Origin of the sequence: Aliivibrio sp. S3MY1 (genome assembly GCF_028765575.1) — a bacterium.
Classification (GTDB): Bacteria; Pseudomonadota; Gammaproteobacteria; order Enterobacterales; family Vibrionaceae; genus Aliivibrio.
In genome coordinates this window covers 1-15,334 of record NZ_JARACO010000039.1, presented here as the reverse complement: position 1 = coordinate 15,334, position 15,334 = coordinate 1, and the positions used below count along the sequence as shown (strand labels likewise).

17 protein-coding genes and 1 tRNA gene are annotated in these 15,334 nt (G+C 39.6%); 16 read left to right on the top strand and 2 right to left on the bottom strand.

All coding sequences use genetic code 11. The annotated features are described in order from the left end of the window. Positions 1 to 87 precede the first annotated feature (87 nt). From PVK62_RS16415 to PVK62_RS16370, 10 genes are all read left to right on the top strand, one after another. Positions 88 to 163: transfer RNA gene (locus PVK62_RS16415), tRNA-Asn, on the top strand. A gap of 144 nt (positions 164 to 307) precedes the next feature. Continuing rightward, positions 308 to 889: an electron transport complex subunit RsxA gene (gene rsxA, locus PVK62_RS16410; protein WP_045101682.1), complete on the top strand. Its 582-nt coding sequence runs from the start codon at positions 308 to 310 to the stop codon at positions 887 to 889. 2 nt (positions 890 to 891) lie between these two features. Next, positions 892 to 1,473 (top strand): electron transport complex subunit RsxB, encoded by a 582-nt coding sequence (gene rsxB, locus PVK62_RS16405; protein WP_274443374.1) that lies wholly within the window; start codon positions 892 to 894, stop codon positions 1,471 to 1,473. Between the two features lie 3 nt (positions 1,474 to 1,476). Further along, complete coding sequence (rsxC, locus tag PVK62_RS16400; protein ID WP_274443375.1) at positions 1,477 to 3,714, top strand: electron transport complex subunit RsxC; 2,238 nt, start codon at positions 1,477 to 1,479, stop codon at positions 3,712 to 3,714. 2 nt (positions 3,715 to 3,716) lie between these two features. Continuing rightward, positions 3,717 to 4,772 carry an electron transport complex subunit RsxD gene (gene rsxD / locus PVK62_RS16395; RefSeq protein WP_274443376.1) on the top strand — a complete coding sequence of 352 codons (1,056 nt, stop codon included), beginning with the start codon at positions 3,717 to 3,719 and terminating at the stop codon, positions 4,770 to 4,772. 4 nt (positions 4,773 to 4,776) lie between these two features. Beyond that, the gene (rsxG, locus tag PVK62_RS16390) at positions 4,777 to 5,409 is read left to right on the top strand and encodes an electron transport complex subunit RsxG (protein WP_274443377.1); all 633 of its coding nucleotides are present in this window, start codon (positions 4,777 to 4,779) and stop codon (positions 5,407 to 5,409) included. Beyond that, positions 5,409 to 6,095 carry an electron transport complex subunit E gene (locus PVK62_RS16385; RefSeq protein WP_274443378.1) on the top strand — a complete coding sequence of 229 codons (687 nt, stop codon included), beginning with the start codon at positions 5,409 to 5,411 and terminating at the stop codon, positions 6,093 to 6,095. Before rsxG ends, PVK62_RS16385 begins: the two co-directional genes overlap by 1 nt. Before the next feature lie 18 nt (positions 6,096 to 6,113). Continuing rightward, positions 6,114 to 6,749, top strand: a complete 636-nt coding sequence (nth, locus tag PVK62_RS16380) for an endonuclease III (protein ID WP_274443380.1) — start codon at positions 6,114 to 6,116, stop codon at positions 6,747 to 6,749. Between the two features lie 60 nt (positions 6,750 to 6,809). Next, a complete protein-coding gene (gene gloA / locus PVK62_RS16375) occupies positions 6,810 to 7,226 on the top strand; it encodes a lactoylglutathione lyase (protein WP_274443381.1) in 417 nt (138 codons plus the stop codon). 146 nt (positions 7,227 to 7,372) lie between these two features. Then, positions 7,373 to 7,807, top strand: a complete 435-nt coding sequence (locus tag PVK62_RS16370; RefSeq protein WP_274443382.1) for a DUF2753 domain-containing protein — start codon at positions 7,373 to 7,375, stop codon at positions 7,805 to 7,807. A gap of 71 nt (positions 7,808 to 7,878) precedes the next feature. Here PVK62_RS16370 and motY read toward each other — a convergent pair whose 3' ends face one another. Continuing rightward, complete coding sequence (motY, locus tag PVK62_RS16365; protein WP_274443383.1) at positions 7,879 to 8,757, bottom strand: flagellar protein MotY; 879 nt, start codon at positions 8,755 to 8,757, stop codon at positions 7,879 to 7,881. Between the two features lie 200 nt (positions 8,758 to 8,957). Here motY and rnt point away from each other — a divergent pair, with 200 nt between their 5' ends. From rnt to PVK62_RS16350, 3 genes are all read left to right on the top strand, one after another. Further along, complete coding sequence (rnt, locus tag PVK62_RS16360; protein WP_274443431.1) at positions 8,958 to 9,626, top strand: ribonuclease T; 669 nt, start codon at positions 8,958 to 8,960, stop codon at positions 9,624 to 9,626. A gap of 98 nt (positions 9,627 to 9,724) precedes the next feature. Further along, complete coding sequence (locus PVK62_RS16355; RefSeq protein ID WP_274443384.1) at positions 9,725 to 11,053, top strand: Na+/H+ antiporter family protein; 1,329 nt, start codon at positions 9,725 to 9,727, stop codon at positions 11,051 to 11,053. A 191-nt stretch (positions 11,054 to 11,244) separates the two neighbouring features. Next, positions 11,245 to 12,552, top strand: coding sequence for a response regulator (locus PVK62_RS16350; protein WP_274443385.1), 1,308 nt, complete (start codon positions 11,245 to 11,247; stop codon positions 12,550 to 12,552). Positions 12,553 to 12,621: 69 nt separating this feature from the next. Here the strand turns inward: PVK62_RS16350 and grxD are convergent, their stop codons facing one another. After that, positions 12,622 to 12,957: a Grx4 family monothiol glutaredoxin gene (gene grxD, locus PVK62_RS16345; protein WP_274443386.1), complete on the bottom strand. Its 336-nt coding sequence runs from the start codon at positions 12,955 to 12,957 to the stop codon at positions 12,622 to 12,624. A gap of 237 nt (positions 12,958 to 13,194) precedes the next feature. Between grxD and sodB the strand changes: the two genes are divergently transcribed. From sodB to PVK62_RS16330, 3 genes are all read left to right on the top strand, one after another. Next, positions 13,195 to 13,779, top strand: coding sequence for a superoxide dismutase [Fe] (gene sodB, locus PVK62_RS16340; protein ID WP_122035481.1), 585 nt, complete (start codon positions 13,195 to 13,197; stop codon positions 13,777 to 13,779). A gap of 208 nt (positions 13,780 to 13,987) precedes the next feature. Beyond that, positions 13,988 to 14,494: a VC2046/SO_2500 family protein gene (locus PVK62_RS16335; RefSeq protein WP_274443387.1), complete on the top strand. Its 507-nt coding sequence runs from the start codon at positions 13,988 to 13,990 to the stop codon at positions 14,492 to 14,494. A 214-nt stretch (positions 14,495 to 14,708) separates the two neighbouring features. Further along, positions 14,709 to 15,334: SDR family oxidoreductase (locus PVK62_RS16330; RefSeq protein ID WP_274449488.1), on the top strand; the 626-nt coding region annotated here is incomplete at its 3' end.

The following is a 15,334-nucleotide window of genomic DNA, read 5'->3' as shown; positions in this document are numbered from 1 at the left end:
GGGATAACATTGGTGTTCATATTTTATACTAATTAGATTGTTGACAGCTCAATTTTGAGTCGGTATTATCGCACCCATTAAAATGATTCCCTTTTAGTTCAGTTGGTAGAACGCCGGACTGTTAATCCGTATGTCGCTGGTTCAAGTCCAGCAAAGGGAGCCAAATTCTAGAGCCTTGTCTTCATGACGAGGCTTTTTTTTGCCTATTTTTTGCTTAAAGTTTAAAAACCTATTCTTTATAAGGTTGTTATCACGCGCTTAAAGTCCGATAATAACCAGATCATCTATTATCATAAAAATCATTGGCATGACTGAGTATCTATTACTGCTTGTTGGTACTGTTTTAGTGAACAACTTTGTACTGGTTAAGTTTTTAGGTCTTTGTCCATTTATGGGCGTATCTAAAAAACTAGAAAGTGCAATTGGAATGGGCCTTGCGACAACTTTTGTCCTAACGCTTGCTTCGGTATGTTCATACCTTATTGAGACCTACATTTTAGCGCCTCTTGGCATCGAATATTTGCGAACCATGAGTTTTATACTTGTGATCGCTGTTGTGGTTCAATTTACTGAAATGGTCGTGCATAAAACAAGCCCAACGTTATATCGTGTTCTTGGTATTTTCTTACCTCTAATTACGACTAACTGTGCCGTTCTTGGTGTTGCATTACTCAACGTCACTGAAAATCATAATTTCATCGAATCTATTATTTATGGCTTCGGTGCAGCCGTTGGTTTTTCATTGGTTCTCATTCTTTTTTCTGCCATGCGTGAGCGAATTGCTGCTGCTGATGTTCCTTTGCCTTTTAAAGGTGCTTCCATTGCTATGATCACAGCAGGTTTAATGTCTTTGGCCTTTATGGGCTTTACTGGTTTAGTGAAATTATAAACATGAGTTCAATTCTTATTGCTGTTATTGCTATTGCCGCACTCGCCTTAGTATTTGGTTTAATTCTGGGGTTTGCGTCAATTAAATTTAAAGTTGAATCCGACCCTATTGTTGAGCAAATCGATGCGATTCTTCCGCAAACTCAATGTGGTCAATGTGGTTATCCTGGCTGTAAGCCTTATGCCGAAGCCATTGCTAATGGGGATGTGATCAATAAATGCCCACCAGGTGGCCAAGCAACCATTGAAAAATTAGCGGATCTTATGGGTGTTGATGTTCCAACCTCAGATGATGATGCCGTCAACGTAAAAACAATTGCCTTTATTCACGAAGATATGTGTATTGGTTGTACTAAATGCATTCAAGCCTGTCCTGTTGATGCTATCGTCGGTGGTACAAAAGCGTTACATACTGTTATTGAAGCGGAATGTACCGGCTGTGATTTATGCGTTGCACCCTGCCCTACCGACTGTATTGAAATGATACCAATCAGCACGACACCTGATAACTGGAAATGGGACTTACAAAGTATCCCTGTTGTTAATCTTCCGGCAGATAAGCCTTCTCAAACATCGGAGCAGTAACCCATGTTGTCCATTATCGAGCAAATTAAACAAGGTCAACTTTGGGATTTCCATGGTGGTATCCATCCTGCTGAAAATAAAGTTATCTCTACACGGAATGCCATTCAGCCCGCAGGCATTCCTTCTGAGTTGATCTTGCCATTAAAACAGCATATTGGTGGTAAAGGCGATATCCTTGTCACTGTAGGTCAAACCATCTTAAAAGGTCAGCCACTCACACAAGGTAATATTGCCATGTGTGTGCCTATACATGCACCAACATCGGGAAAAATTGTCGCGATAGAACCACGAACCGTCGCTCATCCATCAGGCTTAACCGATCTTTGTATTGTTATTGAAACCGATGGTAATGATCAGTGGATTGATCCTCGTGAACCCATTACTGATTTTTTAAATGAAGATCCTATCGATCTTATTGAGCGTATTCGTCAATCGGGTATTTCAGGTATGGGAGGCGCTGGCTTTCCTACTAGCCGTAAATTACAAAGTGGTGTTGGCAAAGCTGATCTTTTAATTATCAATGCGGCTGAATGTGAACCCTACATCACTGCCGATGATCGTTTAATGCAAGATTGTGCGAATGAAATCATTACTGGCATTAAGATCTTACAGCATATTTTAACGCCTAAACTAGCTATTATTGCTATCGAAGACAATAAACCAGAAGCGGTAGAAGCATTAAACTCTGTGGTTTCAGAACACGATAATATTCTGATCCGCGTTATTCCTACAAAATACCCATCAGGTAGCTCTCGCCAATTAGTTAAGATTTTAACGGGTAAAGAAGTTCCAGCTAACGGACGCTCAACCGATATTGGCGTTATTATGCAAAACATCGGAACTGTCTTTGCGGTTAAACGCGCTATCTGTAATGCAGAGCCTCTAATTGAACGTGTTGTTACTCTCACAGGTAACAGTATTGATGTACCTGGTAACTATTGGGTTCGCTTAGGAACCAGTGTGCAATTCCTGATGGATCTTGTCGGTTATAAAGCAGATAAAAAACACCCTCGAATTATTATGGGGGGATCACTAATGGGCTTTACTCTTCCTCATCAGCAAATTCCAATCACTAAAATTACTAACTGTATTATTACGCCAGATAGTAAAGAGCTCCCTCTTTATAACCATGAAATGGCGTGTATTCGATGCAGTAGTTGTGCTGATGCTTGCCCTGCAGCACTGCTACCACAACAACTTTACTGGTACTCCAAATCAGAAGAATTTGATAAATGTGAGGACTATAATTTATCTGACTGTATCGAATGTGGTGCATGCGCTTATGTATGCCCAAGTGAAATTCCATTAGTTCAGTATTATCGCCAAGCGAAATCAGAGATATATGCTCGTAAACAAGATGCATTGGCCGCTGATCGTGCAAAAGTACGATTTGAAGAAAAAAATGCTCGAATAGAGCGAGATAAATTAGAACGTGAAAACAAATTCAAACTTGCCGCAGAAAATCGTCGTAAAGAGATGAAAGCAGAAAAACCTAATGGTTCAGGTAATGATGCAATCGCGGCCGCTATTGCAAGAGTAAAAGCTCAAAAAGCAGCAGAAGAATCAGGCGTTGCAGCACCAAGACCTGCCGTTGCTGCTGCAATAGCGCGTGCTAAAGCAAAGCAAGCAGAAGCCGCTCAAGCAAACGCTGCTGAACCTGATAATTCTGAAATGGCAAAATTACGTGAGGCACGTAAACAGCAAGCACGAGAAAGAAAAGCCAAACTTGCTACTGAAAATCAAGAATCACAAGACGCTCCAGAGACTTCAGGTAAAAAAGATGCCGTTGCAGCTGCCATTGCTCGCGCTAAAGCTCGCAAAGCGGCACAAGCAGAGGAAACAACAGAAGCATCTACTGAAGCAGATATTGAAATTCAAGAACCTGAAGAAAAAGTAGACCCGAAAAAAGCGGCTGTCGCGGCTGCCATTGCTCGTGCTAAAGCTCGTAAAGCGGCACAAGCAGAAGAAACAACAGAAGCATCTACTGAAGCAGATATTGAAATTCAAGAACCTGAAGAAAAAGTAGACCCGAAAAAAGCGGCTGTCGCGGCTGCCATTGCGCGCGCTAAAGCTCGCAAAGCGGCACAAGCAGAGGAAACAACAGAAGCATCTACTGAAGCAGATATTGAAATTCAAGAACCTGAAGAAAAAGTAGACCCGAAAAAAGCAGCCGTCGCTGCTGCCATTGCACGCGCTAAAGCTCGCAAAGCAGCACAAGAAAATAACAATAAGGAAGAGTAACAGTGGCCTTTTTTATCACTAGCTCACCACATGCTCACAGCAAAAAGAGCACTAAAACCCTAATGAAAATGGTGGCCTTTGCGACTATCCCAGGATTACTCGCTCAAACCTACTTTTTCGGTTGGGGTACATTCTTACAAGTCTTGATTGCCATTATCACTGCGGTTTTGGCAGAAGCTCTGGTTTTAAAATGTCGAAAACGCCCATTAGCGCCTTATTTAAGTGACAATAGTGCCCTATTAACAGGCCTACTCTTGGCTCTTGCTATTCCACCCCTTGCCCCTTGGTGGATAACCGTTATTGGTGTCGTTTTTGCGATTGTTATTGCTAAGCATTTATATGGCGGATTAGGTCAAAACCTATTTAATCCGGCAATGGCTGCTTATGTTGTACTGCTTATCTCCTTCCCTGTTCAAATGACCACTTGGTTGCCAGTGAAAGAGCTACTGACAGAAACCATTAGCTTCTCAGATTCAATATGGTTGATCCTCAACGGATTAAGTCAAGAAGGTTTCTCTGTCCATCAGCTAACGATGAATGTCGATGGCATGACAATGGCGACCCCACTAGACACAATAAAAACAGGACTAAAGTCAGGGCTAACTACATCAGAAGTACTCTCTTCTCCTATTTTTAACGGCTTTGCTGGACTAGGCTGGCTTTGGGTTAATGTTGGTTTCTTGCTTGGTGGGCTATTCCTCCTACAGCAACGAGTTATTCATTGGCATATTCCGGTAAGCTTTTTAGTCAGCCTATTTGCGATTAGTAGCTTATTTGCTCTATTTTCAGCCGATACCGCAACATCACCGCTGTTTAATTTATTCTCTGGCGCCACCATGCTTGGTGCTTTCTTTATTGCAACCGATCCGGTTTCTGCTGCTACAACACCAAAAGGTCGCCTATATTATGGTGCCCTTATTGGTGCCTTAGTATATATCATCCGCACTTGGGGTGGTTTCCCTGATGGGGTTGCTTTCGCGGTTCTCTTAGCCAACATGTGTGTTCCTTTAATTGATTACTACACAAAGCCAAGAACATACGGTCATACAAAAGGATAAGACAATGCTAAAAACCATGAAAAAAAGCAGCCTTGTTCTGGTGCTTTTCGCCATTGCGTCAACGGCTTTAGTAACGATTACTTTCGCACTGACAAAAGATCAAATTGCTTACCAGCAACAACAACAATTACTGTCGACACTTAACCAAGTTGTACCAAAAGCGCAGCATGACAATGAATTGTATAAAGCGTGCATCTTAGCAACAAACCGAGAAGCTTTAGGTTCTGAACAACCAATGCCTATTTATTTAGCCTCATTAAATGGTAAGCACTCAGGGGCTGCTATAGAAGCGATTGCGCCAGATGGTTACAGCGGTGCAATTAAGATCATTGTTGGTGTAGATTCAGAAGCTATGGTGACTGGTGTTCGAGTATTATCTCATCAAGAAACCCCTGGTTTAGGTGATAAGATTGATATACGAATTACTCGATGGGTCGATGTATTCTTAGGTAAAACAGTTGATAACCTTGAAGATAAAAACTGGGCTGTTCAAAAAGATGGTGGCCAATTTGATCAATTCACAGGAGCAACTATCACGCCACGCGCTGTTGTAAAAGCCGTTAAAAGAGCGGTATGGTTCTATAAAACGCATCAAGAGGAGCTACAAACTCTTCCCCTTAATTGTGAGGCTAACTAATGGCACTTCATAAAGAATTAATTAAAAATGGCTTATGGGATAACAACCCTGCCCTTGTACAACTATTAGGGCTTTGTCCTTTACTGGCCGTTTCTGCAACAGTGACCAATGCACTAGGGTTAGGCATAGCTACAACTTTAGTTCTGATAGGCTCAAACGTGATCGTTTCATTAGTTCGCCAATGGATCCCACAAGAAGTCCGTATTCCTGTTTTTGTAATGATCATTGCATCACTCGTAACCTGCGTTCAATTATTAATGAATGCGTATGCTTATGGTCTATATCTATCACTCGGTATCTTTATTCCTCTTATCGTAACTAACTGTATTATTATAGGTCGTGCAGAAGCGTTCGCCTCTAAAAATGACCCTATACCTGCAGCTCTTGATGGATTATGGATGGGGCTTGGCATGACCGCGGTACTTGTCCTATTAGGTGCGATGCGTGAAGTGCTTGGTAACGGTACGTTATTTGATGGTGCTGATTTATTATTAGGCGATTGGGCGACAGTATTACGTATTGAACTATTTCATGTCGATAGTCATTTCCTATTAGCCATGCTTCCACCAGGCGCGTTCTTAGGCGTCGGTTTTCTTATTGCTTTGAAAAATGTCATTGATAAAAAATTAGCAGATCGCCAACCAAAACAAGAAAAAGAAAAAATTGAACGCGTACGAGTATCATAAATAAGGACATTAAGCGGTATGAATAATGTAAAACGCCGAGAAATATTAGAACGCTTACGAGCCGATAACCCACATCCTCAAACTGAGCTTGAATGGTCTACGCCGTTTGAATTATTGATCGCAGTTTTATTATCAGCGCAAGCAACTGATGTCAGTGTGAATAAAGCCACTCGCAAACTTTATCCTGTAGCAAACACGCCTCAAACTATTTTAGACTTAGGGGTTGATGGCCTAAAAACGTATATTAAGACCATTGGTTTATTCAATACTAAAGCGGTAAATGTCATTAAAACCTGCCAGATGTTGATTGATCTTCATGATAGTGAGATCCCAGAAGATCAAGAGGCATTAGAAGCGCTACCCGGTGTCGGTCATAAGACAGCAAATGTGGTGCTTAACACTGCATTTGGTTGGCCAACCATTGCGGTTGATACTCATATATATCGAGTATCTAATCGAACAAAACTGGCAATGGGAAAAACCGTTAACGACGTAGAAAAGAAATTACTCAAAGTGGTACCTAAAGAGTTCAAACTTGACGTTCACCACTGGCTTATTCTGCACGGTCGCTATACCTGTATTGCACGCAAACCTCGCTGTGGCAGTTGCATAATAGAAGATCTCTGTGAGTTCAAAGAAAAAACGGATATTTAAATACTAGCTACCTATCAATTATTTAGGCCGGCATAAAAGCAAAAAAACTGGAGCAAAACAATGGCTAATGGACGCATTTTACACACGATGATCCGTGTGGGTAATTTAGATAAATCAATCGAGTTTTACACCAAAGTAATGGGAATGGATCTTCTTCGTCAAAACACGAATGAAGAGTACAAATATACGTTAGCTTTTCTTGGCTACGGTGATGAATCTCAAGGTGCAGTTATCGAATTAACGTATAACTGGGGCACTGAAGAATACGATATGGGTACGGCTTTTGGTCATATTGCCATTGGTGTTGATGATGTATACCAAACCTGTGATGCAATTAAAGCCGTTGGGGGTAATGTCACTCGTGAAGCCGGCCCGGTAAAAGGTGGCTCTACACACATTGCGTTTGTTAAAGACCCAGATGGCTACATGATTGAACTAATCCAAAATAGCAGTGCTTCAGCTGGTCTAGAAGGATAATTCCTTACTTAAATTAAAACACTAGATACTCTATAGAATAAAACCTGCGATCTAAGCAGGTTTTTTTATACCCCAGTCTTTTAATGATAACAATTCTCAATTAGAGTGTTTACATAAATTGAAAGAAGACCAATTGAGGGAATATCATGATAGAGCTATGGGAAAAACACACCATATTAGCAGAGCAATCTTTTAACAATAAAGATTTCTGGCGTACCATTCTTCATTATCAACAAGCCTTTGCTATTTCAGAAGAGTTAACCAAACGCAATGAAGTCAGCCTTATTGATCAAATAACAATCTCAGTTATTTCTTGCCATAATCTAGCCCAGTTCTGGCGAAGCCAAAATGACAATCGATTCGAATTAAAATATTTAGAAATAGCCTCAGAAAAAGTGCTTACTCTTGTACCTCAGTGCCCAAGAAGTGATTGTGAATCGTTTGTTTCTAATCTAGGTTGTTGTAAAAGTGCCCTTCTAGACTTTATGAAGCGACACCCAAACCCAGCGATTGCAAAGCACATCCAACACATAGATACCACAGTACAATGTGAGTTGATTGCCAGTTTCAAGCTGCAATAAAAAAGGTGCCTATAAGATAGACACCTTTCTTTAAACATTATAATTTTTAGAGTCGCTATGACTTAACGCTATTAAATAATCGTTCTACCTAAAGAGATAATCACGCGTCGGTTTTTATTTTTACCAATTGGTGTTGCGTTATCAGCAATAGGACGACGTTCACCATAAGATTGAACTCGAATACGGTCAGCAGGTAAGCCAATCGATTCAAAATAATTTTGCAGCTTCACAGCTCGTCGTTCAGATACTTGTTGGTTAACGTTTTTTCCACCACTTGAATCGGTATAGGTGGCAACTAAAACTAAATCGACATCTTTGGTGTATTTTATGAAATCAGCAATTTGAGATAAGCGTTTTTTCGATGCTTTATTTAACTCATCACTGTTCTTATCAAAGTGTAGAATTGTAAATGAGATATCTTCAAAGCTGTACGGTAGTAAGTTAGCAATACACATGCTAAATACGTTGTAGGTTTTTTGAAACACGACTGGAGACAGAGCAACTTCAATCAATTGCTTAGGGCTTTGCCAATCTGCATAAGTAAACGTAGGAAAGCGTCCATTCTCTAATTCAGCTAACATTGACCATGCCGTCGTTCCACCAACATAACCATCAAATTGTTTAAAGAATTTCAAATTCGTTATTGAATCGGCGCTTTCACCTGGTGTCCAGCGCGGTGGCATAGACACTAAATTAACTGAACGAGTCTCCCCCATTGGGCGATTCATTTTTAGTTCAAAGTCTAAATTCATCTTTTTATTAGCGAACGAAGAGAATTCTGCATTTCCGTAATTAGGAATATTGTGAGATAAACGACACTCCAATGGCGAGTTTTCTAACATCGTCCATTTTGATTGCTCAGGCTTAGCCACGTAGTTCTTATTTGCTAATACTGGCGTAGCAATCAGTGAGCTTACTAACAAAGCTGAAGTTAACAGTGTTTTTTTCATAATACCTAAATCTATGGGTTATGCCGTTGACGATAGCTAAACTCAAGCAAAAATTAGACCAACAATACTCATATCGACTCTTCATTTGATTTATCCTTTCGCTATCTTCAAAAAATATATCCTCATCACACCTTATTTACAGTTTTTATGCTAACGATAATCTGTAATAATAGCGCCAACATTTTCTTACGTACCGAATGATGACTGAAGTAGAGCAACATAATTTATTAAAAAACCGATTTCGTGGGTATTTCCCTGTCGTTATTGATGTTGAGACCGCTGGTTTTAATTCAAAAACTGACGCTTTACTTGAAATTTGTGCCGTCACACTTGCAATGGATGCAGACGGTTATTTAAAACCGGCCACTACTATTCATTATCATGTTGCACCATTTGAAGGCGCGAATCTTGAAAAAGAAGCATTAGAATTTAATGGTATTCGCGACCCATTCAGTCCTTTGCGTGGCGCCGTAACAGAAGATGTTGCTTTAAAAGAAATTTATAAACTGATCCGAAAAGAACAAAAACAGCATGATTGCCGCCGTGCGATCATGGTCGCTCATAATGCAAATTTCGATCACAGCTTTGTGATGGAAGCTTCTGAGCGAGCTAAATTAAAACGCATTCCATTCCATCCTTTCTGCACCTTTGATACTGCTGCTATCAGTGGCTTAGCCCTTGGTCAAACCGTATTAGCAAAAGCGTGTAAAACCGCAAAGATCGATTTTGATGGAAAAGAAGCCCATTCAGCACTTTACGATACAGAAAAAACAGCTGAATTATTCTGCCATATTGTAAACAAATGGAAAGATCTTGGTGGTTGGCCTCTATTGCCGGAAACTGAAGAAGAAAATACTAATAATAATTAATTGGCTAATTTGCTGATATTAACTAGAAACAAGTCACTTTCTCATGCTTGTTACTGGTTAATATGACTACACAACATTTACAGGGAAACTAAACAAAAATGAATCCAATCATTCTTTCTGTTTCAGTAATGCTTATTCTCGCTTTACTTAGAGTTAACGTTGTCGTTGCCTTAACGTTCAGTGCACTAATCGGTGGATTAGTGGGTGGTTTATCATTATCTGATACTATTTCAGCATTTGAAGGTGGCTTAGGTGGCGGTGCAACGATTGCATTAAGCTATGCTATGCTCGGTGCGTTTGCTGTTGCTATTTCAAAATCAGGTGTTACTGATTTATTAGCACATAATGTAATTAAGCGCATTAATGGTAAAGACAATCTACATGCCGCAACGGGTGTTAAGTATCTTTTACTTTGCCTGATTTTATTAATCACAATCTCATCTCAAAACGTGGTACCTGTTCACATCGCGTTTATTCCAATCTTAATTCCACCACTAATCCAAGTGTTTAATAAGCTAAAACTTGATCGTCGTTTAATTGCTTGTGTTCTAACCTTTGGTCTAGTAACCCCATACATGATCCTTCCTGTTGGCTTTGGTGGCATCTTTTTAAACAATATCTTGTTAAAGAATCTGCATGACAACAATCTAGATGTCGTTGCGAACCAAGTTCCCCTTGCGATGGCTCTACCTGCTCTAGGAATGGTAACCGGTCTTCTTATTGCTGTATTTATCTCTTACCGTAAGCCACGTACTTATGCTGATATTGATAATGCAGAGATGCAAGCAACAAATGAGACACCAACGTTTAATAAACGTCATATCCACATCTCAATTGTCGCTATTATTGCTGCGCTATCTGTTCAATTAGCAACAGGCTCAATGATTGTTGGTGCCCTCGTTGGCTTTATGGTATTTACCTTTGGTGGGGTCATTGCCTGGAAAGAGACTCAAGACGTCTTTACTCGTGGTGTTCATATGATGGCGATGATTGGCTTCATTATGATTTCGGCGGCAGGCTTTGCGGCGGTAATGAAAGCGACAGGCGGAGTTGAGACTCTTGTTCAAACTCTATCTACAACTATCGGTGATAATAAACCATTAGCCGCGTTACTTATGCTAATTGTTGGTTTATTGGTAACCATGGGTATTGGTTCTTCTTTCTCTACCATCCCAATTCTTGCAACGATTTATGTACCTCTTGCTTTGGCATTTGGCTTTTCTCCAATGGCAACCATTGCATTGGTTGGTACTGCTGCCGCTCTAGGTGATGCTGGCTCCCCTGCATCAGATTCCACATTAGGTCCAACGTCTGGTCTAAATGCAGATGGCCAACATGAGCACGTATGGGAAACCGTAGTCCCTACGTTCCTACACTATAACCTGCCATTAATTGCATTTGGTTGGATTGCAGCAATGGTGCTTTAATTTATTAATACGGCCTAATAGTTAGGTTATTGTTGCAGAATTAATGTTAATCAATATAAAACGACAGTTAACCCTGTCGTTTTATTCATTAAAATCAAATATTTTTACTCCGTTATTCATTCTTTTTTCTATATTTAAGTAAGACTGTTGCTATACTCTCACGCTGTCTAGTTACGACCTGTCTATTTTCTATGAAACTAATTAAGCTCTCTTCTTTTCTCATCATTGACGACAGCACTGTTATCCAAAATGCAATTCGAGCATTACTCAGTCGTATTGGTGTCCCAACGAATAACATTGCTTGCTGCCCAACAGCAGGCGCAGCAGTAGGAAACTGTAAACAAAAAAAATTCGATGTCCTTTTTGTTGACCATAATCTTGGCCATGGCAGTACTGGCCTTCAAATGTTAGAACAATTACGTCTGCTACGATTGATTAGCGACAATACTCTGGTTTATGTTGTAACGGGTAATGAAGATCCACAAATTGAATTAGCATATACCGATTATGCTCCTGAAAAGTATATTCAAAAGCCAATTCGACCAGAAGAAATTATCAAAGTTATTAACCATGATTTAGTAAAACGTCAGTTTGCGATGGGAATGATTGCCGCTTATACAAAAGATGGCCTCTCTGGTGTTAAACCCCTTATATTCAAGGCACCAAATAAAATTATTCTTAAAGACTCCATGCTTAAGCTGACGTCTCGTCTTATCAAAGTGAACCGACTGTCAGAAGCATTGAGTGTAAATAAAGCTTTACTATCAATAATTAAAGAGTCAATTGAAGCTGAAATTCAGCAAGCAGAAATCTATATCGCACAAAATAATTTTGATTCCGCTAATCAGTTAGTCGATTCATTACTACCAAAAAATGAAACCAGTAGTTTACGTTTGCTTGATTTAAAAGCCCAAATAGCGTTTAACCGAGATAATTTATCGATTGCTGCTCGCTACTGGAAAAAAGGATTTGAGCTTGCTCCCTACTCGTATTTAAGATTCAGTCATCTTATTTGGTCTCTTCTTGCAAAAGGCGAGCAATACGATGCATTCGACTTACTCACTAAATACGCTTATTTATTGCCAAATTCTGCGTTTGACTCTGCAGGAAAAAGAGCACTGGCCTCATGGGGTGATCTTTTTCTTGCTTCAGAAGAAACGTTACAAGATTGGTCACCTGAAAGTTCATGGCAACGAGTCAGTGCAAAATTAAAAGGCCGCTTACGTGGTATACCTTGTATTTCAGCGCAGCGTGCATTATCCGCGTTATGGCAATTAAAAATGAATCGATACGGTGAAGCAAACCGCTTAATCTCTGATATTCAACTTTCAGATATTACCGATTACGAAACCGCTTATATTGTTTACTTAGTTTATTGCGAAATGCGTTTAGATGACAAAAAAGAAATCATTGAAGAAAAGTGGCTACGTAAACTAAAGGAAGGAAAATCCCCCTTGGCAAAATTACAGGCCCTTGCTTTTGAAAAAGCAAAAATATAAAAAAAACCACGTAGTAATACGTGGTTTTTTTTATCAATCTAACTAATTAGATGATCTATGTTCTAGTTCTTATTCCGCAGCAGGAGCATTACGCTCAGCAGCTTCTTTAACCAATGGCTGAAGCTCACCTTTTTGGAACATTTCCAAAATGATGTCGCAACCGCCAATTAATTCACCTTCAATCCATAACTGTGGGAAAGTAGGCCATTGTGCGTATGCTGGAAGCTCTGCACGAATGTCTGGGTTTTGTAGGATGTCTACATAAGCAAATTTCTCGCCGCAGTTCATTAATGCTTGAGAAGCTTGAGATGAAAAACCACAGTTTGGAAGCTTAGGTGAGCCTTTCATGTATAGAATGATGTGGTTTTCAGCAATTTGTTGTTTGATCTTATCGATAGTTTCCATTGTATCCTCTAATGGGTCGACACTAAGTTGTATTCATTCTACTTCTTATGCACTCAGAAAAAAATACCTAATATTTGTAGTGGTATTATTTATTGAAAATTCACCACTTTTTCTTTTAATAAAATCAAAACTTGCTAGAATCAAAACGAAGTCAGAATACATTCTACACTCGGTTGAGTGTATATTTTTTGGAATATTAGTGAGGCGTAGACCTCTTACAACATGGAGACATGAGCAATGTCATTTGAATTACCAGCTCTACCATTTGCAAAAGATGCATTAGAACCACACATCTCAGCTGAAACTTTAGATTACCACCACGGTAAACACCACAATACTTACGTAGTTAAGCTTAATGGTCTTATCCCTGGTACTGAATTTGAAGGTAAAACACTAGAAGAGATCATCAAAACCTCTACTGGTGGTGTTTTCAATAACGCAGCTCAAATCTGGAACCACACGTTCTACTGGAACTGTCTAGCTCCAAACGCTGGCGGCCAACCAACTGGCGCTGTTGCTGCTGCAATCGATGCTGCATTTGGTTCTTTCGAAGAATTCAAAGCACAATTCACCGATTCTGCGATAAACAACTTTGGTTCTTCTTGGACTTGGCTTGTTAAGAACGCTGACGGCTCTCTAGCTATCGTTAATACATCAAACGCAGGTACTCCACTAACCGAAGAAGGTGTTACACCACTTCTAACGGTTGATCTATGGGAACATGCTTACTACATCGATTTCCGTAACGTTCGTCCTGACTACATGGGTGCGTTCTGGTCTCTAGTAAACTGGTCTTTCGTAGAAGAAAACCTAGCTAAATAATTTATTGCATAATAACCAGACTCGTTCACGGTTATTATCGCCTCAAAAAGGTCAGTATTTATACTGGCCTTTTTTATTTTCCTCATTTCGCGGTAACACTTTGCCCTGCCTATAAAATAAATTAAAAAAACGGCAATTTTTTTCCTAAAAAGCCTAAAGTTCTTCAATTCTTTTCCGATAAGTATTTATCATCAAGAGGAATTGATTCATGAAAGTACATACTTTAGATAAAGCCGAACTAATCAGTGAAATTCAATACGGTTCAAACCTAAACCATGCTATGGAAGCTGGTCGCCGTGCAGATTTCGCTTTAATGATGTCTTTACTATCTAATGACTTACGTGAAAATACACCTGTTGAAAAAGTAGATGAAAAAAAAGTAACCGAAGATCTACTTCGTCAACGCTTTCAATTAGCTGACGCTCAGATTTTACGTAGTAATGAAGAAAGCTACTCTCGCGCCGCTTCACAAGCAAACCAATTTCATAATGGTGGTTTAGCAAGTGCAAAACTATTACATGGACTAGCCCCTGATGCTATGGCTTATATGCCACAAGATACCTACGACCTACCAGAAGACGTATATCACAACCTATCTGGTCATCAACGTCGCCAACTAGAATCAGGTAATGAGATCTTTAATGCTATCCCTCAAGATCTTTACAATGAGTTGGTAACAGCTAAGCGTCATTCAGAGATGAACCTATACGTTTAATCTGTCGCTGTCTTCCCTTACTCAGCGAGTATTGTTTATTATCTCCAACAGGGCATCATTCGCACAATTTATGTGAGTTAGTGCATAAATTAGATAATTGAATGCAATTTAATCTCCATTTCTAGCCAAGCTCACAGCAGATGTAATATTTCTATCCCATTATTAAAGCACTTTTATTTAACAACAATGTGAAATGCTTTGAGGGAGGAATGCTATGCAAATTGAACATTCTACTATTCTGATCACATCTGCTGGTAATTTTATGGGCCGAGCTATTGCATGTCATTTTTCCTCACTTGGTGCGTCCCTTATTCTTTCTGATTCAGATCACTATCAGTTACACGAGACACATCGACTCTGCGATCAATTAAACCCAAATGTTATTAGTTACGAATTAAAAGACCAATCAACAAAAAGTATTCATGATTTATTCCATTCTATTGATGAAACGTTTATTAATGGCATCGATGTTTTAATCAACAACTATACTGATATTGCCCTACCAAGCTTGTTTTCACATCATCAACATGATGCCCCCTCTCAGCTAATTGAATTAACTGAAAGCTTATTTTCTTATGGTCAATATGCCGCGTACCATATGAGAGATCATAATAAAGAAGGCGTGATCATTAATTTAGGGTATCAGAAATTATCACCACAAGTTCAGCAACTCGGTCATTCGGCTTCATTGCTCGCAGGTCTAACAAAGAGTTGGGCTAAGGAGCTAAATCCTTTCAATATTAGAGTTGGTGGAGTCACTCCTTGTCTTTCTAGCTTACTATCAGACTCTAACGTAAATTCAATCAATCAAGAGTTGATAAAAAACACTGAATACATACG